The sequence below is a fragment of the Microbacterium sp. MEC084 genome, assembly GCF_004514465.2.
Classification (GTDB): Bacteria; Actinomycetota; Actinomycetes; order Actinomycetales; family Microbacteriaceae; genus Microbacterium.
Genome location: NZ_MYFP02000004.1, coordinates 206,553 through 230,166, shown reverse-complemented (window position 1 = coordinate 230,166; position 23,614 = coordinate 206,553). Strand labels below are relative to the sequence as shown.

General features: G+C 73.0%; 23 protein-coding genes. 6 read left to right on the top strand and 17 right to left on the bottom strand.

Annotated elements, in window-relative coordinates:
- Positions 1 to 361, top strand: a 361-nt coding sequence (locus B5M43_RS06700; protein WP_308068016.1) for a UDP binding domain-containing protein, incomplete at its 5' end; no start/stop codon positions are given.
- A 70-nt stretch (positions 362 to 431) separates the two neighbouring features.
- Here B5M43_RS06700 and B5M43_RS06695 read toward each other — a convergent pair.
- The 8 genes from B5M43_RS06695 to B5M43_RS06660 form a co-directional block, all read right to left on the bottom strand.
- On the bottom strand, positions 432 to 1,172 hold the full coding sequence (locus B5M43_RS06695; protein WP_055990309.1) for an ABC transporter ATP-binding protein: 741 nt from the start codon (positions 1,170 to 1,172) through the stop codon (positions 432 to 434).
- Between the two features lie 10 nt (positions 1,173 to 1,182).
- Complete coding sequence (locus B5M43_RS06690; protein ID WP_230667732.1) at positions 1,183 to 2,100, bottom strand: ABC transporter permease; 918 nt, start codon at positions 2,098 to 2,100, stop codon at positions 1,183 to 1,185.
- Positions 2,101 to 2,153: 53 nt separating this feature from the next.
- Positions 2,154 to 3,251: a glycosyltransferase gene (locus tag B5M43_RS06685; protein WP_134746744.1), complete on the bottom strand. Its 1,098-nt coding sequence runs from the start codon at positions 3,249 to 3,251 to the stop codon at positions 2,154 to 2,156.
- A 49-nt stretch (positions 3,252 to 3,300) separates the two neighbouring features.
- The gene (locus B5M43_RS06680) at positions 3,301 to 4,731 is read right to left on the bottom strand and encodes an LCP family protein (protein ID WP_055990315.1); all 1,431 of its coding nucleotides are present in this window, start codon (positions 4,729 to 4,731) and stop codon (positions 3,301 to 3,303) included.
- 82 nt (positions 4,732 to 4,813) lie between these two features.
- Entirely contained in the window at positions 4,814 to 5,281 is a 468-nt protein-coding gene (gene purE / locus B5M43_RS06675) for a 5-(carboxyamino)imidazole ribonucleotide mutase (RefSeq protein WP_055990667.1), read from the bottom strand.
- Between the two features lie 162 nt (positions 5,282 to 5,443).
- Positions 5,444 to 6,562, bottom strand: coding sequence for a 5-(carboxyamino)imidazole ribonucleotide synthase (locus tag B5M43_RS06670; RefSeq protein WP_055990318.1), 1,119 nt, complete (start codon positions 6,560 to 6,562; stop codon positions 5,444 to 5,446).
- Between the two features lie 110 nt (positions 6,563 to 6,672).
- On the bottom strand, positions 6,673 to 7,200 hold the full coding sequence (locus B5M43_RS06665) for a PH domain-containing protein (RefSeq protein ID WP_055990321.1): 528 nt from the start codon (positions 7,198 to 7,200) through the stop codon (positions 6,673 to 6,675).
- A 54-nt stretch (positions 7,201 to 7,254) separates the two neighbouring features.
- Positions 7,255 to 8,004 carry a biotin--[acetyl-CoA-carboxylase] ligase gene (locus B5M43_RS06660; RefSeq protein ID WP_055990324.1) on the bottom strand — a complete coding sequence of 250 codons (750 nt, stop codon included), beginning with the start codon at positions 8,002 to 8,004 and terminating at the stop codon, positions 7,255 to 7,257.
- Positions 8,005 to 8,205: 201 nt separating this feature from the next.
- On the opposite strand from B5M43_RS06660, the gene B5M43_RS06655 reads away from it, so the two are divergent.
- The 3 genes from B5M43_RS06655 to B5M43_RS06645 all read left to right on the top strand — a co-directional run bounded on the left by B5M43_RS06655 (position 8,206) and on the right by B5M43_RS06645 (position 11,048).
- The gene (locus tag B5M43_RS06655; RefSeq protein WP_055990327.1) at positions 8,206 to 9,027 is read left to right on the top strand and encodes an endonuclease domain-containing protein; all 822 of its coding nucleotides are present in this window, start codon (positions 8,206 to 8,208) and stop codon (positions 9,025 to 9,027) included.
- Between the two features lie 186 nt (positions 9,028 to 9,213).
- Positions 9,214 to 10,809: an acyl-CoA carboxylase subunit beta gene (locus tag B5M43_RS06650; protein ID WP_055990330.1), complete on the top strand. Its 1,596-nt coding sequence runs from the start codon at positions 9,214 to 9,216 to the stop codon at positions 10,807 to 10,809.
- Positions 10,809 to 11,048 carry an acyl-CoA carboxylase subunit epsilon gene (locus B5M43_RS06645; protein ID WP_134746742.1) on the top strand — a complete coding sequence of 80 codons (240 nt, stop codon included), beginning with the start codon at positions 10,809 to 10,811 and terminating at the stop codon, positions 11,046 to 11,048. The genes B5M43_RS06650 and B5M43_RS06645 overlap by 1 nt, the downstream gene beginning before the upstream one ends.
- Positions 11,049 to 11,298: 250 nt before the next feature.
- On the opposite strand, the gene B5M43_RS06640 is transcribed toward B5M43_RS06645, so the two are convergent.
- The 5 genes from B5M43_RS06640 to B5M43_RS06620 all read right to left on the bottom strand — a co-directional run bounded on the left by B5M43_RS06640 (position 11,299) and on the right by B5M43_RS06620 (position 16,299).
- Positions 11,299 to 12,342 (bottom strand): hypothetical protein, encoded by a 1,044-nt coding sequence (locus B5M43_RS06640; RefSeq protein ID WP_134746740.1) that lies wholly within the window; start codon positions 12,340 to 12,342, stop codon positions 11,299 to 11,301.
- Entirely contained in the window at positions 12,339 to 13,577 is a 1,239-nt protein-coding gene (locus B5M43_RS06635) for a sensor histidine kinase (RefSeq protein ID WP_167626812.1), read from the bottom strand. Before B5M43_RS06635 ends, B5M43_RS06640 begins: the two co-directional genes overlap by 4 nt.
- A gap of 4 nt (positions 13,578 to 13,581) precedes the next feature.
- Complete coding sequence (locus B5M43_RS06630; RefSeq protein ID WP_134746737.1) at positions 13,582 to 14,229, bottom strand: response regulator transcription factor; 648 nt, start codon at positions 14,227 to 14,229, stop codon at positions 13,582 to 13,584.
- 70 nt (positions 14,230 to 14,299) lie between these two features.
- Positions 14,300 to 14,971: a Pr6Pr family membrane protein gene (locus tag B5M43_RS06625; RefSeq protein WP_055990338.1), complete on the bottom strand. Its 672-nt coding sequence runs from the start codon at positions 14,969 to 14,971 to the stop codon at positions 14,300 to 14,302.
- Positions 14,972 to 15,009: 38 nt separating this feature from the next.
- Positions 15,010 to 16,299, bottom strand: a complete 1,290-nt coding sequence (locus tag B5M43_RS06620; protein WP_134746735.1) for a class I SAM-dependent RNA methyltransferase — start codon at positions 16,297 to 16,299, stop codon at positions 15,010 to 15,012.
- A gap of 50 nt (positions 16,300 to 16,349) precedes the next feature.
- Here B5M43_RS06620 and B5M43_RS06615 point away from each other — a divergent pair, with 50 nt between their 5' ends.
- On the top strand, positions 16,350 to 17,000 hold the full coding sequence (locus B5M43_RS06615) for a nucleoside triphosphate pyrophosphatase (protein ID WP_134746733.1): 651 nt from the start codon (positions 16,350 to 16,352) through the stop codon (positions 16,998 to 17,000).
- Positions 17,001 to 17,092: 92 nt separating this feature from the next.
- Complete coding sequence (locus B5M43_RS06610; RefSeq protein WP_134746731.1) at positions 17,093 to 18,862, top strand: biotin carboxylase N-terminal domain-containing protein; 1,770 nt, start codon at positions 17,093 to 17,095, stop codon at positions 18,860 to 18,862.
- A gap of 296 nt (positions 18,863 to 19,158) precedes the next feature.
- On the opposite strand, the gene B5M43_RS06605 is transcribed toward B5M43_RS06610, so the two are convergent.
- Genes B5M43_RS06605 through B5M43_RS06590 form a run of 4 tightly spaced genes read right to left on the bottom strand, consistent with a single transcriptional unit; the run spans position 19,159 to position 23,611 of the window.
- Positions 19,159 to 20,370: an acyl-CoA dehydrogenase family protein gene (locus B5M43_RS06605; protein WP_055990350.1), complete on the bottom strand. Its 1,212-nt coding sequence runs from the start codon at positions 20,368 to 20,370 to the stop codon at positions 19,159 to 19,161.
- Between the two features lie 12 nt (positions 20,371 to 20,382).
- Positions 20,383 to 21,216, bottom strand: coding sequence for a CoA ester lyase (locus B5M43_RS06600; RefSeq protein WP_308068008.1), 834 nt, complete (start codon positions 21,214 to 21,216; stop codon positions 20,383 to 20,385).
- On the bottom strand, positions 21,213 to 21,701 hold the full coding sequence (locus B5M43_RS06595) for a MaoC family dehydratase (RefSeq protein WP_134745411.1): 489 nt from the start codon (positions 21,699 to 21,701) through the stop codon (positions 21,213 to 21,215). Before B5M43_RS06595 ends, B5M43_RS06600 begins: the two co-directional genes overlap by 4 nt.
- Positions 21,698 to 23,611: a biotin carboxylase N-terminal domain-containing protein gene (locus tag B5M43_RS06590; RefSeq protein WP_134745412.1), complete on the bottom strand. Its 1,914-nt coding sequence runs from the start codon at positions 23,609 to 23,611 to the stop codon at positions 21,698 to 21,700. Before B5M43_RS06590 ends, B5M43_RS06595 begins: the two co-directional genes overlap by 4 nt.
- Positions 23,612 to 23,614 lie beyond the last annotated feature (3 nt).

Below are 23,614 nucleotides of genomic sequence, written 5' to 3'. Positions count from 1 at the left end.
CCGCGTCGCCGTGCTCGGCCTGGCCTTCAAGCCCGACAGCGACGACATCCGCGACTCCCCCGCCCTCGACGTCGCCGTCCGCCTCAAGGGCCTCGGCGCGGAGGTCATCTCCCACGACCCCGAGGCCATGCCCAACGCCCGCCGCCTGCACCCCCAGCTCGACTACGCCGACACCGTCGACCAGGCCCTCACCGGCGCCGAGGCCGTCGTGATCGTCACCGAGTGGAAGCAGTACCGCGCCCTCGACCCCGTCACCACCGCCGCCCAGGTCACCCGCCCCGTCGTCTTCGACGGCCGCAACATCCTCGACCCCACCGCCTGGCGCACCGCCGGCTGGACCTACACCGGCATGGGCCGCTGACCACAGCCCACCGCGACGAAGAACGCGCCCCCGGCTCAGCCGAGGGCGCGTTCTCCGTGATGCGGGCCGGTCACTCCCCCATCGCGCGGATGGCGTCGTCGACGTCGCCGTCGAAGACGAGCTCGCCCTTGCGGATCACGACCGCGCGGTTGCAGAGCTCGCGGACCATCTCCATGTCGTGGCTGACGATCACGAGGGTCTTCCCCGCGGCGATGAGCTCCTCGAACTTGGCGCGGCACTTCTCGCGGAACGGCGCGTCGCCGACCGACAGGATCTCGTCCACGAGCAGGACGTCAACGTCCACGTGGATCGCGACCGAGAACGCCAGACGCATGAACATGCCCGACGAGTAGTGCTTGACCTCCTGGTCGATGAACTGGCCGATCTCGGCGAACGCGACGATCTCGTCGTACCGCGCCTCGATCTCCTTCTGCTGCATGCCGAGGATCGCGGCGTTCAGGAACACGTTCTCGCGACCCGACAGCTCGGGGTGGAAGCCGGCGCCGACCTCGATCAGCCCGGCGACGCGGCCGCGCGTCAGGACGTGCCCGCCGTCCGGCTGCATGACGCCCGAGAGCAGCTTGAGCAGGGTCGACTTGCCCGAGCCGTTGTAGCCGAGGATCGCGATCGAGTCGCCCTCGTTCACGACGAGGTCGAGACCGTTGAGCGCGTGGAACTGCGTCGACAGCTTGCGGCCGCGGATCCAGCTGACGACCGTGTCCTTCAGCGAGTGCGCGTGATTGAGCATGAACGTCTTGCGGACGCCGTCGACGATGATGCTCGGCGTGTGCACGGGGGCGGTGGCTCTCATGATGCGTCGCTCAGAGGTCCTGAGCGAACCTCCCCTCGAGACGGCGGAACACGGCCTGGCCGATCAGGATGGTGGCCAAGGAGATGAGGGAGGCCCACAGCGTGAGCCAGCCCAGGTCGGGGTGCAGCGGGATGCCGAGCTCGGAGATCCGCCCGCGCGACACCGGCTCCCAGAACGCGTAGTGGAACAGCTCCACCGCCACGGTGATGGGGTTCAGCATGTACAGCTGCAGCAGCCAGCCGGGGAACGCGTCGCGCACCATCGTCCAGAAGTACAGGACCGGCGACGCCCACGTGACGAGCATCAGCAGCAGCTCGACGATCGGCTCGGCGTCGCGGAAGCGCACGTTCACTGCGCCGAAGAACAGCCCGGCGCCGAACGCGACCATCGCCAGGATCAGGATGCCCGCGAGGAACGCCAGCACGCTCATGACCGTGATGTTGACGATCCATCCCATGAACAGGCAGACGATCAGGAGGAGGCCCACCTGCGGGAGGAAGTGCACGAACGCGACGAAGACCGCGGAGACCGAGAACAGCTGGCGCGGCAGGTAGACCTTCCGCACGAGCGGCGCGTTGCCGACGATCGACCGCGTCGCGTTGCCGAACGCCTCGTTGAAGAAGTTGATGCCGATGATGCCGCTGAACAGGTACACCGGGTAGTTCGGGACGGTGTCGCCGAGCTTCATAAAGACGCCCATGATGAGCCAGAACACCAGGAACTGCGTGGCGGGCCGGACGTACGACCAGGTCCAGCCGAGCACCGAGTTGCGATAGCGCGTCGTGACGCCGGTGCGCACGAGGAGCTTCAGCAGGTAGTGCCACCGGAACACGTCGAGCAGCCCGCGGCTGGTGCCGGGGGTCTGGAACTCCGAGCGCGGCACGTGCGCGAACAGGTCGGGCGCGGAGACTTCGGGTTCACTCGGCACGAGCACTCATCCTAGGACAGGGCGACACGGGGAAAGCTGGATGCGTCGTCGCTTCAGAGGTCCGCGTGGACCTGCCACACGCGCTCGGCGGCCCCCGCCCAGGAGAACGCGCGCGACCTGTCCCGCCCGAGCACGCGCAGCCGGCCGGCGTCGCCCGTGAGCGAGCCGTCCGCCAGGGCGTCGACGAGCGCATCCTCGAGGCCGGCCTCGGGGACCACCAGGCCGCCGTCGAGCACGACCTCGCGATGCACGTCGGTGTCGACCGCGACGACCGGCGTGCCGAGCGCCATGGCCTCGACCACGCGCCAGGGCCACGCGGCGCGCAGTCCCGTCGCAAGGAGCACGGCCGCGGCGCCCAGGACGGCCGCCCGGTCGCCCTGATCGAGCCCGGACCGCGCGTGCACGCGGTCCGCCGCCACCCCCGACGAGGTGGCGAGCGCGGAGACGCCCTCCTCCTGCCCCTCGGGCACGTCGATCACGACGACGTCGAGTCCGGTGGGAGCCGCCGCGCGGAAGCCCGCCGCGAGCCCGTCGGAGGCGGCGGTGCCGCCCGCCATCACCAGGTACCCGGCGGGCAGCTTCAGCTCGCGGCGGCGGGCGTCCGCGTCCGTGGGCACGGCGAAGCCGTCGGGCTGGGCGCCGGCGATCACGCGGATTCGCTCGCCGAACCGCGCGTAGACCTCCAGCCTCTCGGCCATCGCGTGAGTCGGCACGATCACCGCGTCCGCGTGGCGCGCGGCGCGGCGCAGCAGGCCCCGCTCGGCCATCGCGACGGCGCGCGGCAGCTCGTCGGGCGCCTCCCAGGCGCGCAGGTCCCACAGGGTCACGACGGTCTGGTCGTGGTCGTGCACGCGGTCGTGCCGCACGAGCGGGGCCAGCAGGGTCGGCGAGTGGATCATCCCCCCGCCGACACCGGCCACCACGCCGAGCTGCCATGCGGCGGCGGTCTCGCGGCGGCCGAGCGGGAGGCGCCGGCCGGGGGCGACGCCCGCGATGGCGGGCAGCGTGCCCGCGGGAGCGATCGCCTCGACCGCGCAGCCCGACGGCGCCGTCTCGGCGAGCGCCGCCGCCAGGCCGCGCGACGCCATCGCGAGGTCGGGGTGGGTGGCGGAGACGAGCTGGTCGAGCACGACGCGAAGGGTGACCGTCATGCCTCGAACCTTAGTCAGCCCGCCCGGGAGGAAGCCTGGGCAGACCGACCTACGGCGCGGGGGTCTCGGTCTCCTCCACGGGGTGCAGCGTCGCCGCGATCAGCTCGCGGATCGCCGGGTAGTCGGGATTCTCGGGGTCGGGCACGGTCGGCGGCGCCAGCTCCACCGTGGTGACCGGCTGCTCCTTCGCCTTCAGCCCGAGGTCCACGAAGTACGACAGCATCGACTGCGGCAGGTCCGTCTCGACCAGGTTCTGGCCCGCCTGCGCGACCGCCTGGAAGCGCGTCAGCACGACCTCGGGGGTGAACTGCGCGAGGATCGCCTCCTGCAGCTGGCGCTGGCGCTTCATGCGGTCCCAGTCGCTGGTCGTGTAGCGCGAGCGGGCGTACCACTGCGCGGTGTCGCCGTCCATGCGCTGCACGCCCGGCTCGATCCAGCCGATCGCCCACTCCTCGGCCGGCTGGCCCTCGTAGGCGGGCCCGCCGCCCTTGGGCAGGCGCTGCGTGACCTCGATCTCGACGCCTCCGAGGGCGTCGACCAGATCCGCGAAGCCGTGCATGTCGATGAAGACGTAGTACGGGATCTCGATGCCGAGGATGCCCTCGGCCGCGTCCTTGGTGGCCTCGACCCCGGGCGACGAGCCATGCCCGGCCGCGTCGGGGTAGAGCTCGGCGCCGTCGCGGCAGAGCTCGACCTCGGTGCGCAGCTGGTTGATGCCCGAGCCCCAGCCGCACTCCGGGTCCGCATGCCCCTCGTGCCCGTACGGATACAGGTCCTGCATGGGACCGGGGCTGAACGGGAAGTGCGGGAGGTCGCGCGGGATGCCCGTGATGGTCGTGGCGCCGGTCTCGGCGTGGATGGAGACGACCGAGATGCTGTCGAATCGCATCGAGTCGCGGCCCTCGCCGCTGTCGGCTCCGAGCAGCAGGATGTTGTAGTACCCCTCGCTGGGCGGCACGGTGGGCCCGCCCAGGCCGAACACCGAGCCGATCGCGTCGCGCGCCGCGCCGACCGTCCCCGCCCCGTAGGCGGCCGTGCCGCCCGACACGACCATGAGCGCGACCGAGAGCAGGGCGATGCCGTACCGCGCGGGCGTGCGGGTCCGCACGAGGCGCACGAGCCGCAGCGTGTCGATGCCGAGCACGATCCAGAGCACGCCGTACGCGGCGATCAGCACCTGCGCGATCGTCAGGATGGCGCCGCTCACGTTCACGGGCCCGATGCGCCACGAGGTCAGCAGCCACACGACGCCGTCGCGCCACAGCAGCGTCCCGAGCAGGAAGAGGATGATGATCCCCCACGCCCAGAGCGTCGCGCCGAGGCCGAATCGGCCGAGTCTGCGACTGCCGGCCAGCGCCTGCGCGGACCCCGGGATCAGCCACCCGAGCACGACGAGCCACCAGCCGCGGCGGGTCATCATCCGCTCGTCCGCCGGGTCGGGGCGCCGCAGCGGGCGCTGCTCGATGAGAGCGCCCCCCATCGCGGGGCGCGCGTGATGCGCGACCCCGCGGGATCGCGTGGCGGCTGCCGTCACCGCACCGGTCCGCTCGTGGCCCGCGAGGTCACAGCGAGTCCTTCAGCCGGGCGTTCTTCTCCTCGACCTGACGCTCGAGGTCGCGTGCGAACTCCTCGATGCGGTCGGCGACGGCCGGGTCGGCGGCCCCCAGGATACGCGCAGCGAGCAGGCCCGCGTTGCGCGCGCCGTTGATCGACACGGTCGCGACGGGGATGCCCGCCGGCATCTGCACGATCGACAGCAGCGAGTCGAGGCCGTCGAGCGTCTTGAGCTGGACGGGCACGCCGATCACGGGCAGCGGCGTCATGGACGCCAGCATGCCCGGAAGGTGCGCCGCGCCGCCCGCGCCCGCGATGATCGCGCGCAGGCCGCGGCCGCGCGCCTCGCGGGCGTACCGCATCAGCTTGTCGGGCGTGCGGTGGGCCGAGACGACCTCGACCTCGTGCGGGATGCCGAACTCGGTGAGGGCGGCGGAGGCGTCGACCATCACGCGCCAATCGGAGTCGGATCCCATGACGACGCCGATCAGCGGGACGTCAGACGAATTCAGCACGCGCCCCAGGCTAGGCCGAGAGCCTGGACGTTCCCGGATGCGACCCGGGAAACGGGCGGGTTTCGGCCCGGAATGACGGCATACACGACCGTTTCGCTCGGGTCGCCGGGTGGGCGCGCCCGATCAGGCGAAGAAGTCCGCGGCGGCGCGGGCCTCGTACGCGACGTCGTCGAGGTCGTCGCCCAGCGTGTTGACGTGCCCGACCTTCCGGCCGGGACGCGGGTCCTTGCCGTACGTGTGGATCTTCGCCGTCGGGTGCTGGGACATCGCGGCCGCGAACCGGTCGGTGAGCCCGGCGTCCTTCGGGCCGCCGAGGATGTTCACCATCACCGCCCAGTCGGCGAGCGGATCCGTCGCGCCGAGCGGCAGGTCGAGGACGGCGCGCAGGTGCTGCTCGAACTGGCTCGTCACGGAGCCGTCCTGCGTCCAGTGGCCGCTGTTGTGCGGCCGCATCGCGAGCTCGTTGACGAGGATGCGCTCGTCCGGGGTCTCGAACAGCTCGACCGCGAGCATGCCGGTCACGCCGAGGCCCTCGGCGATGGTCACGCCGATGCGGGCGGCCACCTCCATCAGCTTCTCGCTCGCGCGGGGCGCGGGCGCGATGACCTCGGCGCACACGCCGTCGCGCTGCACGGTCTCGACCACGGGGTACGCGACGACCTCGCCGCCGGGGCGCCGGGCGACCTGCTGCGCGAGCTCGCGTGTGAACGGCACCAGCTCCTCGACCAGCAGCGGCCCCTCGACGGCCTCGAACCAGTCCGCGGCGGCCGCGGCGTCGGACACCACGCGCACGCCCTTGCCGTCGTAGCCGCCGCGCGGAGTCTTCACGACCGCGCGACCGCCGTGGTCGTCGAGGAACGCCTTCAGGTCCTCCTGGCTCTCGACGGCGGCCCAGTCGGGCTGGGGCGCGCCGAGCTCGGCCAGCCGACGGCGCATCACGAGCTTGTCCTGCGCGAACTGCAGCGCATCCGGACCGGGGTGCACCGCGACGCCCGCGTCGACGAGCGCGCGCAGCACGGGCTGCGGGACGTGCTCGTGGTCGAACGTGATGACGTCGACGTCCTTCGCGAACTCCAGCACGGTGTCGACGTCGCGGTAGTCGCCGACGGAGGTCGCCGCGAGCGATGCGGCCATCCCGTCGCCCTCCGCGAGGACCCGCAGCTCGACGCCCAGCTCGACCGCGGGCGCGATCATCATCCGCGCCAGCTGTCCCCCGCCGATCACGCCGACTCGCATACCCATAGATCCTCCAAGTTGGTCAGGCTCCATCTTCGCGCATCCCGCACAACCCCGTTCGTCGCCCCGTCGGCCCCGCGTCCACAGCGTTCACTTCTGAAAAGAAAGCGCCCGATCTAAAGAAGGCTGTCCCGGTGCGCGAGGATCTGGTTCATCTCGACCTGGTCGGCGAGGACCTCTCCGATGAGAACAGCGCCAGGCACGTCCTTCATGACCAGCTGCCCCTCGACGCCGTCCGACAGCGTGAGGGTGCCGGTTCCGCGCATCCGCTGCAGCACGCTCCGCCGTGTCCCGACCGTGTACCCCCGCGCGTGCGACATCTCCACGCGGGACCGCGAGAGCATGCCGTTCCGGCTGATCACCCGCCGAGTGGTGATCGTGTAGGTGCGCGACAGCCAGACCGCGAACGGCAGGACGACGCCGAGCAGCACGAGCGCGCCCGCCGCCGCCAGAAGCATCCAGTCCTCGAAGGGCGCAGGCAGGTTGCCGTACAGGAAGCCGACGGCTCCCGCGACCGCGATGAGGAGCGCGGCCGACCACGCCAGGCTGCCGGCGTGACCGCGAAGCGTGGCGATGACCAGCTCGGGCGCGGGCGCGCCGGGGGGCGGCGTCACGGGACGCGAACCCGGGGTCGGCTGGCTCACCCCTCCATTGTGCCCACGGGGACCGACACGGCCCGCCGGGCGCGCCGGGGGGGCTCAGCCGACGGCGCGGGCGTGCACGACGTCGCCCGCCGACACGGCACGGTCGCCGACCAGGAGGCGGCCCTCCGCGTCGAGCGCGCGGGCTCGGCCCCGCAGCGTCGAGCCGTCCGGCAGGGACACCGCGACCTCGCGTCCGATCGTCACGCAGCGCTCCGCGACCACGCCGTGCACGCCGGGGGCGCCCGACGCGGCGAGCGCGCCGAGCAGCCGGTCGAGCTCCGCGAGGTAGTCGGCCACGAGCGCGTCCTCGTCGCAGGACTCCCCGAGCGCGGCGAAGGACGTCGCGGTCGGCACCGGCAGGTCCTCCGCGGCCATCGCCGTGTTCACGCCGGACCCGATCACGACCGCATCCGGATCGCCGGTGCCCTCCGCGAGGATGCCGCAGATCTTGCGTCCGTCGACCAGCACGTCGTTGGGCCACTTCACCCCGACTCCGCGGCCCGGCAGCTGCGCCGCGACCGCGTGGGCCATCGCGGCGCCCGCGGCGAGCGGAATCCATCCGCGCGCGGCGGGCGGCACCTCGGGCACGCGCACCAGCACGGACACGGCGAGCGCGGAGTCCGCCGGCGCCTGCCACACGCGGTCCAGGCGGCCGCGCCCGGCGCGCTGGTCGCGCGTGAGCAGCACCGACAGGTGCGGCAGCGACGCATCGGCGGCCGCGGCCACCAGATCCGCGTTGGTCGACCCGGTCGACTCCACCTGCCGCCATGCCCCGGCGACGCCCCGCGCCCGCTCGAACTCCATGCCGGAAGCCTAAGGTCACGCCGGACAAGGACTCCTCCGCCGCACAAGGATGATCGGGCGGCCGGCTTCCTGGTCTCACGCATTCCTCCTTGTCCCGTGCGACGGCCGACCGCTCGTCCACCGTCCGCCCTCACGGGCCGCCTTCTCCCGATCGACGCGGTGGCCGCCCCGACGGCGCCTCGCCCACGCCAGGCTCGGCCCATGGACCTGGTGCGGGAGCTCGCGGCGCGCGGCGGCTGGGCGAGCCGGCGGGCGCTCATCGCCGCGGGATGGCATCCCCGGAAGCTGCGCCAGGCGGCGCTCGAGGCAGGGCTTCCCCTCGTGCGCCGGCAGTGGCTGCTCCTGCCTTCCGCACCACCTGGAGTGCGCGAGGCGGCACGTGTCGGCGGCCGCCTGACGTGCGTCGCCGAGGCGGAGCGCATCGGCCTCTGGATCCCCCGGCGGGATCCGCGACCCCACATCGCGGTCCCGCGGAACGCGGATCTCACCCCGCGCGGCATCGCCCACTGGTCGACCGGCCCCGCTCCGGCGGCGGGCCTGCTGGTGGACCCGATCGAGAACGTGCTGCATCACACCGCGTCCTGCCTCACCGAGCTCGAGACCTTCGCGATCTGGGAGTCCGCCATCCGCAAGGGGCTGATCACCGTCGACGCGATTCGACGCATCCGCTGGACGACCACCGCGGCTCGCCGTGTCGCCGCCGACGTCGGGGCCCACTCGGATGCGGGCACCGAGTCGTACCTGGTCCGGCAGTGCCGAGCGGCCGGCATCCCCTGTCGCCAGCAGGTGCACCTGTACGGCCGCGATGTGGACGCGCTGATCGGCGACCATCTCGTGATCCAGGTCGACGGCTTCGCCTTCCACTCCGACGCCGCGACGCGCGCGGCCGACCTCGCCCACGACCGTCTGCTCCGGCTGCGGGGCTACACGGTCCTGCGGTTCACCTACGCCGACGTGATGCACCACTGGCCGGACGTCGAGGCCCAGATCCGGTCCGCGATGGCCCAGGGTCTGCACCTCTGACCCCGTCACCGCACAGGGAGAAGTCCACGAGACGAGGACGGATGGCGGCAGATCATCCTGGCGTCGCGCAGTCCTCCTTGTGCCGCGCCGGAGGCGGCGCCGTCGCCCCGGATGGCGACACACCACACAGGTTCCTCCGGGTCGTTGTGCGCGGCCGCCAAGGCCGGGCCGGGGTCCGCGGATAGGGTGGAACGCGTGACCGAACCCGACCTGTCGACCACCGCCGGCAAGATCGCCGACCTGCGCGCCCGCTACCACGAGGCCGTCGTGGCGGCCGAGGAGAAGGCCCGCGAGAAGCAGCACGCCAAGGGCAAGATGACGGCGCGCGAGCGCATCGAGCTCCTCGTCGACCCCGGCAGCTTCGTCGAGCTCGACGAGTACGTGCGCCACCGCACGACGGCGTTCGGCATGGACAGGTCGCGCCCGTACGGCGACTCGGTGATCACGGGCGTGGGCACGATCCACGGCCGCACCGTCGCCGTGTACGCGCAGGACTTCACGACCTTCGGCGGCTCGCTCGGCGAGGTGGCCGGCGAGAAGATCATCAAGATCATGGAGTTCGCGCTCCGCGGTGGGATGCCCATCATCGGCATCCTCGACTCGGGCGGCGCGCGCATCCAGGAGGGCGTCGTCGCGCTCGGCAAGTACGGCGAGATCTTCCGCCTGAACACCGCCGCCTCGGGCGTCATCCCCCAGATCTCGATCATCATGGGCCCGGCCGCGGGCGGCGCCGTGTACTCCCCCGCGCTGACCGACTTCGTGATCATGGTCGACAAGACCAGCCAGATGTTCGTCACCGGCCCCGACGTGATCAAGACCGTCACGGGCGAGGACGTCGGGATGGAGGAGCTCGGCGGCGCGTACACCCACAACACGCGCTCGGGCGTCGCGCACTACCTGGCCGAGGACGAGGACGACGCGCTCGACTACGCGCGCACGCTGCTCGGATTCCTTCCCGACAACAACATGGCCGAGCTGCCGGTCTACGAGACGCCGTTCGAGTGGGAGACCACGGATCCGGACCGCACGCTGGACACGGTCATCCCCGACTCCCCGAACCAGCCCTACGACATCCACGACGTGATCGGCCACCTGGTCGACAACGGCGACTTCCTCGAGGTGCAGCCGCTGTTCGCGCCCAACATCGTGATCGGATTCGGACGCGTGGAGGGCCGGACGGTCGGCATCATCGCGAACCAGCCGAAGCAGATGGCCGGCACGCTCAACATCGAGGCCGGCGAGAAGGCCTCGCGGTTCGTGCGCTTCTGCGACGCCTTCTCGGTGCCGATCGTCACGCTGGTCGACGTGCCGGGCTACCTGCCGGGAACCGATCAGGAGTGGACCGGCGTGATCCGCCGCGGCGCGAAGCTGCTCTACGCGTACGCCGAGGCCACCGTGCCGCTCGTGACCGTGATCCTGCGCAAGGCCTACGGCGGCGCGTACATCGTGATGGGCTCCAAGCAGCTCGGCGCCGACGTCAACCTCGCGTGGCCGACCGCGGAGATCGCCGTCATGGGCGGCCAGGGCGCGGTCAACATCCTGTACCGCGGCGAGCTGAAGCGGGCTGAGGAGGCGGGCGAGGACGTCGCCGCCGTGCGCACGCGCCTGGCGAACGAGTACACCTACAACGTGGCCTCGCCGTTCCTGGCGGCCGAGCGCGGCGAGCTGGACGGCATCATCGAGCCGTCGGCGACCCGAGTGGCGATCGCGAAGGCGCTGCGCGCCCTGCGCGGCAAGCGCGCGGAGCTGCCGCCCAAGAAGCACGGGAACATCCCCCTCTGATGGACGCGACGAGCGCAGAGCCGGGCGCGCAGCACCCCGCGCCCCGCATCGAGGTCGTGCGCGGCGCGCCGACCGAGGAGGAGCTGGCGGCGCTGCTCGCCGTGGTCGGCGAGGAGTACACGCGCGAGGCCGAGGAGGCCGTCGCCGAGGAGCCGCGCGTCTCGGCCTGGGAGCGCACGCAGCGCCGCTTCCGCGAGCCCCTGCGCCGGGACATCCCGTGGGGTCGCTTCGCCCGCTGATCCCCATCGGGGACAAGGGGGACGGATGTCCCCCAAAGTACCTACATACAGGGCTCTCGCGTCCCACGGATACTGAGTGTGGAAACGCTTGAGCGTTAGCGTTAGGCCGACCGTCCGCTCCAGGGTAGGCGCACGGGAATCGGCCCCTGATGCGGACGGTTTTCGGGTAACCGATCCGCGACCCGGTGGGGGAGGCATCGCCTCCCCCACCTTTCTTTGTACTGACTCGCGGAGCTCGAGCCTGGGGGCGTCAGCGCGTGGGGCGCGGGACCTCGCGCCAGAGCAGCACGTCGTCCTCGTCGCTGAGGCCGTCGCCGCCGGCCGAGCGGCCGACGATCGTCAGCGCCACCTGCGGGTCCGGCGCCGACCGGATGATGATGCGGGCGGCGTCGGTGCCCTCGAGCGTGCGGGCCAGCTCGCCGCGCACCTCCTCGAGCTCCGCGTCGGTCAGGTCGTCGAGGCCGCCCTCGTCGAAGACGGTCACCGTCGCGCCCCGCAGCCGCGCGGCGGCGATCGCCTCGCGCACGTCGTCGTCGAGCAGCCGCGCGCCGCGCAGCTCGTCGCGCAGCCGGCCCTCGGCGAGGCGGGCCTCCGTCCGCTCGTCGTCGGTGAGATCCCCACCCGTCTCGATCACGCGCGACAGGATGGGCCCTGCCACCGCCAGGGCGTACTGCACCCGGCGTCTGCGCTCCAGGCGCCGGACGGCCTGCGTCGCCTGCCAGGCCGACGTGGCCTGCTGCAGCGCCGCGAGGCGCGCTGTGTCGCGGTACGCGCGATCCGTGAAGATCATCAGCAGCTGCGCGAGCGTGACCCAGACGATGGACCCCACGAGTCCCAGCGACATCGCGGCCGGGAGCCCGATCGCCGCCGAGGACTCGATCGTCAGGATCGCGATGCCGATCCAGGCGGAGATCGGACGATGGCGGACGCACACGATCGTCATGACGGCCCCGACGGCGCCCAGATACCAGGTCGCGTGCGACGCGGTGCGCTGCGCCTCGTCGGTGGCGGCCGTCACCAGGAGCGGGATGATGGCGGCGCCCGCGAGCGCGATCAGCGCCGCCCACCACGGCAGCGGCCGTCCGGCCCGCGGGGCGTCGTCGTCGGGGTCGACGGGCGGCTGGTGGTCGCGGTCGACGGCCAGGAGCACCAGCAGCGTGATCGCCACGTAGAGGCCGACCGCCGCGAGCGCCACCCCGAGATCGCCGCCCTCGGGGCGGACGAGGCCGCGCACGGCGAAGTACGCCGTGAAGGCGAGCGCGATGACCTCGAGCACGCGTCGGACGCTTCTCACAGCGCCTTCTCCCCGGTCCAGGTCAGCGCCACGGTGGTGCCGCGGGCGCCCGAGACGATCGTGGCGTCACCGCCGGCCGCGGCCATGCGGGCGAAGATCGACGCGCGGATGCCGAGGCGGTCTGCCGGGATCGAGGCGACATCCACGCCGGGGCCGGTGTCGGACACCTCGACCCGCACTCCCCGGCCGGCGGGCTCGACGCGCACGGCGAGGCCGACGCCGTCGGCGTGCTGGACGGCGTTGGCGACCGCCTGGGTCGCGGCCAGCACGACGGCGCGCGCCACCCGGCCGGGCACCACGGCGTCCTGGTCGTCGTCCTCGCGCTCGACCGCGAGCTGCACCCCCATGTCGGCGGCGGAGCGCTCGATGTCGGAGGCGATCGCCGAGCGTGAGACCGGCTCGTCGCTGCCCTCGGGGTCGTCGCTCTCGGCGTTCGCGAGGCGCGTCAGGGCTTCCCGCGCCATGGACACCGCGAGCTGCCGCTCGCGGTCGGTGCGGGCGCGCTCGGCCGCGATCAGCGCGGCGAGCACGCTGTCGTGCATCAGGGCCGCGACGGCGACCCGCTCCTGCTCGGCCGCGTCGGCGGAGGCCGCGCGCGCGTACGCCAGCACGGCCTGGGCGCGGGCGGCGTCGACTCCGCCCGCGAGGCTGCGCAGCACCCACGCGACGGTGACGAAGACCCCGCCCTGGATGAGCGCGACCGACACGTCGTACCCCGTGCTGACCCAGAACTCGGGCTCGGAGCCGCCGCGGATCAGCCGGATCACGGCGTACAGGAGCGACATCCCGACCGCCCAGGCGTACTGCCACGCGAGCGGGAAGGCGACGACCGCCCCGACGGTCGCAAGGTTGATGAGGAAGAACGTCCAGGGCTGCGCGCCGGGGTCGGGCGGGGTTCCCGTCGTGGCGATGGGCCAGAACACGAGGGCGATCGGGTAGACGATCGCGAACACGGCCGACGCGGTGCGCGCGCGATACCCGGCCACGCAGCACACGATCATGGCGGCGAGTGCGACGAAGACCACCATGTGGAGCACGTCGTGCGCCGGGCCGATCCCGTGCAGGTCGAGCGACACCACGAACGCCTGGCCGCCGACGCCGAGGCAGCCGACCGCGACCAGGATCTGGATGATCCGCTCCATGCGGGTCGCCGTGTAGCTTCCGGCGGAGGCGACGCTGAGGCCCGCTGCGGGCAACCGGCCCCAGGCCTCGCGGAGCAGCCCCTGGGCGGTCACGCGGTCAGTCCTCCGCGGACGCGTCGACGATGCCGTCCTCCATGGCGCGGCGCAGCAGGTCGACCTTGGTGGGCGCCGGGCGGCCGACCTCGATGTACTTCATCCGCACGCGGTTCACGTTCTCCTTGGCGGTCGAGTACGCGATCCCGAGCCGGCTGGCGACGATCTTGAGCGGCAGGCCCGCGGCGTACAGGCGCAGCACCTCGCGCTCGCGCGTGGACAGCTGCGCGTCGGCGAACTCCCGGTCGCCCTCGACCGCGCTGGCCCACTCGACGTTGTTGAGGGGTTCGCCGCGCGCGGCGGTGCGCACGGCCCCGAGCACGTCGTCCAGCGGCGATGCCTTGCTCACGACGCCCACGGCGCCCGCGGCGAGCGCCTCGCGCACGGCGGCGGGGCGATCGGCGACGGAGTGGATGATCACGGCGGACTCGCCGGCCAGCCGCGTCACGTTCTCGGTGACCGTGGTCCCGTCGCCGAGCGTGAGGTCCAGCAGCACGACGTCCGCCGGCCCCGCGCCGGTGGCGGCGCGCCACGTGCAGTACTCGTTCACGCCGGCGCCCGCGAAGACGACCTCCATGCCGTCCCGCTCGAGGGCCGCGACGAGCCCGAGGCGCACGGACTCGTGATCGTCGATGAGGGCCACGCGCGTCATGGGGAGAGCCTATCGGCGCGGACGGCGCTGTCCGCGGCGGGGCGCGGCGGGCGCGCGGCGCGGACGGGGCTCACGGACCGGTGAGCGCCGGCGCGGTCTCGCGGGGCGCGGCCGCGAGCCTCGCGACGGCCCGGTCGTAGCCGATGACCAGCGCGGCCAGCAGCGCGACCGCGACGATCATCGGCAGCAGCGAGACTGCGACCCCGAGCCAGCCGCCGATCCCGGGCTCCATGAACGGATACGGGATGCGGTCGTCCACGTGCGGGAAGACGACCGCCCGCAGGATCGTGAGCAGCCCGTACGCGAGGGGGTACAGCGGCCACCACGCCACGTCGGTCCATCGGGTGCGCCCCCTCGGCCCGAACGCGAGCCAGTCGAGCAGGAAGCCGATCGGCATGACGTAATGCGAGAACAGGATCGCCACGCCCTCGAGCGCCACGGCCGGATCCGGATCCAGCACCTGGTCGAACGGGTTCGCCCAGTGCGACAGCATGGCGTGCGCGATGATGCCGACGAACACCATCCAGGTCGTGATCGCGCCCCGCAGGCGCGGCGCGGGGAGGTCGGTCGTGCCGCGGTCCAGCATCGTCCACACGCCCACGACCAGGTAGCCGAGCAGGATCGCGTTGGTCACGGTCGTGAGGAACGCGGACCCGTGCGACCCGGTCATGAACCCGAAGACCGACAGCCCGAGGAGCAGGCACCGGTACCAGAGCTGCGGGGTCGCGAGAACGCGGGTCACGGCCCGATGATATTCCGGATCACGGGGATCCGCCCGGATCAGCGGGCGAGGATCGCCACGGCCTCGACGTGGTGCGAGTGCGGGAACAGGTCGAACGCCCGCAGCGACTGCAGCTCGTAGCCGGAGCCGCGGAAGTAGCCCACGTCGCGCGCGAGCGCCACCGGGTCGCACGCGACGTACGCCACGCGCGACGGGCCGAGGTCCGAGATCGCCTCGACGACCTCGCGTCCGGCGCCCGCACGCGGCGGGTCGAGGAGGGTCACGCCGCGCGTGAGCATCTCGCGGTCGAACAGGCTCGCCTGCCCGACCAGGCGGGCGAGGAAGCGGTCCACACGCGCCGTGACCGCCTCCGCACCGAGATCGGCCAGGTTCTGCTCGGCGTGCATCGTGGCCCGCGGCTCGGACTCGACCGTCGTGAGCCGCGCTCCCCCGGCCAGCTCGCCCAGCGCGGCGGCGAACAGGCCCACCCCGCCGTAGAGGTCGAGGTGCCAGGCGTCGCTCGTGACCTCGCCCAGCGCATCGCGCACCGCCCGGTCGAGCGTAGCCGCCGCCGCGCGGTGGACCTGCCAGAACCCGCCGGCGTCGACCTGGAACTCCCGATCGCCGACGCGCTCCGTGAGGATCTCGGGCGCCCGCGTCTCCCGCGGTGCGGCCGGGCGTCGCCCACGGCCGCGCGCCGCGCGGTCCTTCGCGGGGCGCCGGGTGGTGCGCACCCCGCCGTCGGCCGGCTGGACGAGGTCGATCCTGCCCTCGGGCGCCTTGCGCAGTGCGAGCGCCACGGCCTCGATCTCGGGCGTCGCGAGGGGGTGCGACTCGACGGGGATGACGGTGTGGCTGCGCGCCGCGTACGGACCGATGCGGCCGTCCGCGTCGACGTGCAGGCTCACGCGCGTGCGATAGCCCGTGCCGTCCACGGTGCCCGTCGCGTCCGGATGGTCGGAGCCCAGCACGGCCTCCGGGCCGACGACGTCCACGTCGACCGCGCCGCCCGCGAGGCGCTCGAACGCCTCGCGCAACACCTGCGCCTTGAGAGCCCGCTGCCGGGGCAGGGCGATGTGGCCGAAGTCGGCGCCGCCGGGCCGCGCCTCGGGGGCGACCGAGACGTCCGCCTGCGGCCAGATGTGCGGGCGGCGGTCGGGCGACGCGTCGAGCACCTCGAGCGTCTCCGCGCGCGCGAACGACTTCTTCACGTCGGTCACCCGCGCGCGCACCCGCTCGCCGGGGAGCGCGTCGGGGACGAACACCACCAGGCCCTCATGGCGCGCGACGAAGACTCCCCCGTGCGCGACTCCGGTCACCTCGAGGTCGATCGTGTCGCCGTTCTGCATCCGTCCATCCTCCCAGAGCGCACCTGCGCGGACGCCATACCCTGGTCCCCATGCAGGTGCTGCTCGCGTCGACGTCCCCCGCCCGCCTGATGCTGCTGCGGCAGGCCGGCATCGAGCCTCTGACGATGTCACCCGCGGTCGACGAGGAGGCGGTGATCGCCGAGACGGAGGCGCGGGAGGGCAGGATCCTGCCGCCGGATGAGCACGTCCTGCTGCTGGCGCGTCGCAAGGCGGCCGACGTGGCCGCGCGGGTCCCCGCGGAGCGCCCCGGGTTCGACGGGATCGTGATCGGCGGCGACTCGATGTTCGAGCTGGACGGGATCGTGCACGGCAAGCCGTACACGCCCGAGGCGGCGACGGCGCGCTGGCGGGACATGCGCGGACGCACCGGGGTGCTGCACTCCGGCCACAGCGTGTTCCGGGTCGCCCCGGGCGCCGAGCCGGTCGAGGCGCACGCGGTCGCCGAGGCCGCCGTGACGTTCGCGGCGGACGTGGACGACGCCGAGATCGCGGCCTACGTCGCCAGCGGCGAGCCGCTCCACGTGGCGGGCGCGTTCACGGTCGACAGCCTGGGCGGCGCGTTCATCGAGCGCGTCGAGGGCGATCCGTCCACCGTCGTCGGGATGTCGCTGTCGACCGTCCGCCGCCTGGTGCGCGAGCTCGGCGTGGCCTGGACGGACCTGTGGAACCTGACCGCGTAGGGCCCTCCTCGTAGACGACCCGACACGTTCTCGCCCTTTTCTTGTCGAGGGTGCTCAAAGGCGGATGCCCCGGCGTAGGTAGGCTGAAACCCATGCCTGCCATCGCCAAGGTGCTCATCGCGAACCGCGGCGAGATCGCCGTTCGCATCGTCCGCGCGGCCCGCGACTCGGGGATCTCGTCCGTTGCCGTCTACGCAGATCAGGACCGGGACGCGCTGCACGTGCGCCTGGCCGACGAGGCGTACGCGCTCGACGGACAGACCAGCGCCGACACGTACCTGCAGATCGACAAGATCCTGTCGGTCGCCCGACGCTCGGGCGCCGACGCGGTGCACCCCGGCTACGGATTCCTCGCCGAGAACGCCGACTTCGCCCGCGCGGTGCAGGCCGCCGGCCTGATCTGGATCGGCCCGTCGCCCGAGGCGATCGAGGCGCTCGGCGACAAGGTCACCGCGCGTCACGTCGCCGAGAAGGTGGGCGCTCCCCTCGCCCCCGGCACGCCGGGTCCCGTGGACACGGCCGACGAGGTCGTCGCGTTCGCGAAGGAGGTCGGCCTGCCGATCGCCATCAAGGCGGCGTACGGCGGCGGCGGCCGCGGCCTGAAGGTCGCCCGCACGCTCGAGGAGGTCCCCGAGCTGTTCGAGTCGGCCACGCGCGAGGCCATCGCGGCGTTCGGCCGCGGCGAGTGCTTCGTCGAGAAGTACCTCGACAAGCCGCGCCACGTCGAGACCCAGTGCCTCGCGGATGGCGAGGGCAACGTCGTCGTGATCTCCACGCGCGACTGCTCGCTGCAGCGCCGTCACCAGAAGCTCGTCGAGGAGGCGCCCGCGCCGTTCCTGACCGACGAGCAGAACGCCACGCTGTACGAGGCGTCCAAGGCCATCCTGCGCGAGGTCGGCTACACCGGCGCCGGCACGTGCGAGTTCCTGATCGGCGCCGACGGCACCATCTCGTTCCTCGAGGTCAACACGCGTCTGCAGGTCGAGCACCCCGTGTCCGAGGAGGTCACGGGCATCGACCTGGTGCGCGAGCAGTTCCGCATCGCCGCGGGCGGCACGATCGACTACGACGACCCGACCCCGGTCGGCCACTCGATCGAGTTCCGCATCAACGGCGAGGACCCCGGCCGCGGCTTCCTGCCGCAGCCCGGCCCCATCCACGTCTTCAAGACGTTCGGCGGCCCCGGCATCCGCCTCGACTCGGGCGTGACCGCCGGCGACTCGGTCAGCGGCGCGTTCGACTCGCTGCTCGCCAAGATCATCGTGACCGGCCGCGACCGCGCCGAGGCCCTCGAGCGCTCGCGCCGCGCGCTCGACGAGTTCGAGGTCGCCGGCCTGCCCACGGTGCTGCCGTTCCACCGCAAGGTCGTCCGCGACCCCGCCTTCACGGCCGAGAGCGGCGAGTTCGGCGTGTACACGCGCTGGATCGAGACCGAGTTCGAGAACGACATCCCCGCCTGGGACGGCGAGCTCGAGGCGCCCAAGCCCGCCGAGTCGCGCCACACCGTGGTCGTCGAGGTCGCCGGCAAGCGCCTCGAGGTCAGCCTGCCCGACCGCATCGCGCAGGCGCCCGGCACCGCCGGCCGCCCCGCGATCGTGCCGCCGTCGCGCCGCAGCCACGCGGCCGGCGCGGTGACCAGCGGAGCCTCGGGCGACGCGCTCAAGTCGCCCATGCAGGCCACGGTCGTCAAGGTCGCGGTCGAGGAGGGTCAGACGGTCGTCAAGGGCGACCTCGTGGTCGTGCTCGAGGCCATGAAGATGGAGCAGCCGCTGCAGGCCCACAAGGACGGCGTGATCGCCAAGATCGACGCCACCCCCGGCACCACGGTCCCGGCGGGCCACCAGCTCCTCCAGATCAGCTGACGCGCTTTCGGCTCGCTCCGCTCGCTCAAGCCGTTTCGTCTCCGCTTCGCTCCGCTCAACGACCGGTCCTGTGCCTCGGTCGTCGAGGCGAGGAACGAACCGGAGTCGAACGGCGCCGGATCCTCGTCGCTCAACGACCACGGGGATGAGCCCGGAGACCGGCCCCGTGCGAGCGAAGCGAGCGTGGAGCGAAGCGACCAATCGCAGCGCGAAGCGCTGCCGAACGGAGCGTCAGCGACGTTCCTCGCTCGCGAGTGTCCGGCGCGGAGCGTCGGCGCGAGCGTGCGAGACACTCCTCAAGAGAAAGCGTTCTCGAAGCCGAGGCTGCGGGCGATGATGCCGAGCTGGACCTCGGTCGAGCCCTCGCCGATCGTGAGGATGCGCGCGTCGCGGTAGTGCCGCGCGACCGGGCTCTCGTTCATGAAGCCGTAGCCGCCGAAGATCTGGGTGGCGTCGGCGGCGTTGTCCATGGCCGCCTCGGAGCCGATGAGCTTCGCGAGCGACGCCTGGGTCGTGAACGGCAGGCCGGCGTCGATCCGGCGGGCCGCGTCGTGCATGACGGCGCGGGCCGCGGCGACACGGGCCTGCATCCGGGCGATCGTGAACGCGATGTGCTGGTTGTCGCCGATCGGCTTGCCGAACACCACACGCTTCTTCGCGTACCGCACCGCCTCCTCGAGGCAGCCCTGCGCCGCGCCGACGCACAGCGCCGCGAACGCCACGCGCCCCTCGTCGAGGATGCTCAGGAAGTTCGAGAACCCGCGGCCGCGCTCGCCGAGCAGGTTCTCCTCGGGCACCCGCACGCCGTCGAACACAAGGGGATGCGTGTCGGACGTGTGCCAGCCGACCTTGTCGTACGCGGGCAGCGCCGTGAATCCCGGCGTCGGCACGGGCACGATGATCGACGAGAGCTCCGGCCGGCGCGTGCCGTCCTGGGCGCGGCGCTCCCCCGTCACGGCGGTCACCGTGACGACGCTCGTGATGGGCGTTCCGGAGTTCGTGATGAACTGCTTGGTCCCGTCGATCGTCCACCAGCCGTCCTGGAGCGTCGCCGTCGTCTGCGTCGCGCCCGCGTCCGATCCCGCCTCGGCCTCCGTGAGACCGAACGCCGCCAGGTTCTCGCCCCGCGCGAGCGGCGGCAGGTACGCCCGGCGCTGCTCCTCGGTGCCGAAGCGGTAGATCGGCATCGCCCCGAGGCCGAGACCGGCCTCGAGCGTCACCGCGATCGACTGGTCCACGCGCGCGAGCTGCTCGACCGCGATGCACAGGTGCAGGTAGGTCTTGCCTTGGCCGTCGTACTCCTCCGAGATCGGCAGGCCGAACAGGCCCATCCGCCCCATCTCGGCGATGATCTCGAGCGGCAGGCGCCGCTCGGTGTCGTACCGGTACGCCGCGGGGGCGACGACGTCATCCGCGAAGGCGCGCACGCGGTGCGCGAGCTCCTGCAGCTCGGGCTCGAGCATCTCGGTCCCGGGGACCGGCGTCCGGGTGGGCGTGACGATCGACATCGTCGTCTCCTTTCACGGGGCGGGGCTCGTGGCCCCGCGGGCTTCGCGCGCGAGGATGGCGCGCGCGTGTCTGAGGACCGGCTCGTCGACCATGCGCCCTCGGAAGCGGAAGACGCCGCGGCCCTCGGCGAGGCGGGCCTCGGCGAGCAGGTCGCGCGCCCATGCGATCTCGTCGTCCGATGGCGCGAAGGCCTCCCGGATGGGCGCGACGTGCGACGGATGGATCGCGGCCTTCGCGCCGAACCCGCTCGCCGCCGCGTCCTCGGCCTCGGCGCGGCAGCCGTCGACGTCGGCGATGTCGAGGTGGACCGCGTCGATCGCGGTCTTCCCCGCCGCTCCCGCGGCGAGGAGCACGGTCGACCGCGCGTGCAGCGCGACGGCGCGGTAGGCGCCCGCCCGGTCGCGGCTCGAGGTGCCGCCGAGCGACGCCACGAGGTCCTCGGCGCCCCACATGAGCGCGACGACGCGGGGATGCGCCGCGATCGCGGCCGCGTTCACCACGCCCGCCGCGGTCTCGCACAGCGCCACGACGTCGAGGTCACCCAGCGCGTCCACGTCGTCGGCGCCCTCGGTCTTGGCGAGCATCACGACGCGGTAGGGCGAGCGGCGCACGGCCGCAAGGTCGTCGGCGAGCAGACCCGAGCGCGCGTCGTTCACCCGCACGATCGTGCGCGCGGGGTCGAGTGCCGAGGCGACGACCGCGGCGCGCGCGGCCTGCTTCGCCTCCGGCGCGACGGCGTCCTCGAGGTCCAGCACGACCGCGTCGGCCCGTTCGGCCGCCTTCCCGAACCGGTCGGGGCGGTCCCCCGGGCAGAACAGGATGGCCGGGCCCATGTCGAAGCTCACACCGGCCTCCCCTGCATCAGCACGGCGCGCACGGCGCGGGCCACGATCACGCCGTCCTGATTGCGGCCGATGTGCTCGAGCGTGACGATCCCCTGCCCCGGGCGCGACCGGGACGCGCGGGTCTCGACCACGCGCGTCTCGCCGTAGAGCGTGTCGCCGTGGCGCATGGGCGCCGGGAACTCGACCAGCGAGAAGCCGAGGTTGGCGACGATCGTGCCGTTCGTGAGCTGCCCGGTGGACATCCCGACGATCGTCGCGAGTGTCATCATCGAGTTGACGAGCCGCTCGCCGAACTCCGTCTGCGCGGCCCAGTGCGCGTCGAGATGCAGAGCCTGCGAGTTCATCGTGAGCGTCGTGAACAGGACGTCGTCGGCCTCGGTGAGGGTGCGACCGGGGCGATGCTCGTAGACGACGCCGGTCTCGAACTCCTCGAACCACAGCCCCCGCTGGGTGATGCGGCGTTCCTCGGATCCAGACTCGCTCATGAGGCCTCCTCCCTCGCAGCGACGGTCGCGAGCTGCTGCCCGCGCGCCACCGCCTGTCCGAGCACGGCCGCGAGGCTGACGACGCCCGCGATGGGGGCCCGCAGCACGTGCTCCATCTTCATCGCCTCGACGCTCACGACCGCGGCTCCCTCCTCCACCAGCGCGCCGTCGTCGACGTGCACGGCCACGACGGTGCCCGGCATGGGCGAGGCGAGTCCCGGCGCGGTCTCGCGCCGGGCGCGGCGCCCGGGCGTCGGGCGCGCGACGCGATGATCCCCGTCCGGGCCCGTCACCCACAGGGCGCTCCCGTCAGGCTCGGCGAGGACCCGGATGCCCTCGAGCTCGGAGAGCCGCACCTCCCGTGACGTCCCCGCGCGCTCGACGGTGGCGGTGCGACCGTCGCCGGAGAGCGTCACGGTCACACGCTCGTCGCCGTCGACGTAGCGCAGCACCGCCCCGCGGGCGCCCGACACGCGCCACCCGTCGGCCCGCCACGGCCCCGTGACGGCGGGGACGTCGTGCAGGGCACACGCCGCGAACGCCGCGTCGGGCACGGGGTCGCCCGCGAGCGCCGGGGCCTCGCGGTCCACCAGCCCGGTGTCCAGATCGCCCGCCACGACCGCGGGCACCGCGAGCAGGCTGCGCAGGAACCGCACGTTCGTCACGACGCCCGGCAGGTGCGTGTCGGCCAGCGCGTCCGCGAGGGCGGCGACCGCCTGCCGGCGCGTGGCGGCGTGCGCGACGACCTTGGCGAGCATCGGGTCGTAGTGGGCGCCCACGACCGTGCCGGCCTCGACGCCCGCGTCCACGCGCACGCCGCGCGGCCACCTCACGTCGATCAGGCGCCCGCCGGTCGGCAGGAAGCCCGCCGCCGGGTCCTCGGCGTAGATCCGCGCCTCGATCGCGTGCCCGTCGGGACGGATGTCCTCCTGCGCGATCGCCAGCCGCTCCCCCGCGGCCACGCGCAGCTGCTGCTCGACGAGATCGACGCCCGTGACGAGCTCCGTGACCGGATGCTCCACCTGCAGGCGGGTGTTCATCTCCATGAAGAACGACTCGTCCGGGCGCGCACCCGACACGATGAACTCGACCGTGCCCGCGCCCGTGTACCCGACCGCGCGCGCCGTCTCGCACGCGGCCCGGCCGATCGCCTCGCGCTGGGACGCATCCAGCAGCGGGCTCGGCGCCTCCTCGATCACCTTCTGATGCCGGCGCTGCAACGAGCACTCGCGCTCCCCGAGGTGGATGACCGTGCCGTGCGCGTCGGCGAGCACCTGCACCTCGATGTGCCGCGGCTGCGCCACGAAGCGCTCGACGAACAGAGTGTCGTCCCCGAACGCGGCGGCGGCCTCGCGGCGCGCCTGCGCGAGCGCGGCGGGCAGCTCCTCGGGCCGGTCGACGCGGTGCATGCCCTTGCCGCCGCCGCCCGCCGACGGCTTGACCAGCACGGGATAGCCGACGTCCGCGGCGCCCGCGACGAGCGCGGCGTCGTCGAGGCCGGCGCGCGCGATGCCCGGCACCGTCGCGACGCCGCGGGACTCGACCGCGGCCCGCGCGCGGATCTTGTCGCCCATGGTCTCGATCGCGGACGGCGGCGGCCCGATGAACACCAGGCCCGCGTCGGCGCACGCGCGCGCGAACGCGGCGTTCTCGGAGAGGAAGCCGTACCCGGGATGCACCGCCTGGGCGCCCGCGGCGAGCGCCGCGGCGATGACGGCGTCGCCGTCGAGGTAGGAGCGGCGGGCGTCGGCGGGGCCGATCCGCAGCGCCGTGGTCGCGGCGCGCACGTGCGGCGCGTCCGCATCCGCGTCCGAGTAGACGGCGACGGACGCGATGCCCATCCGGTCGAGCGTGCGGATGATCCGGAGCGCGATCTCGCCCCGGTTGGCGATGAGGACGGTGTCGAACATCGC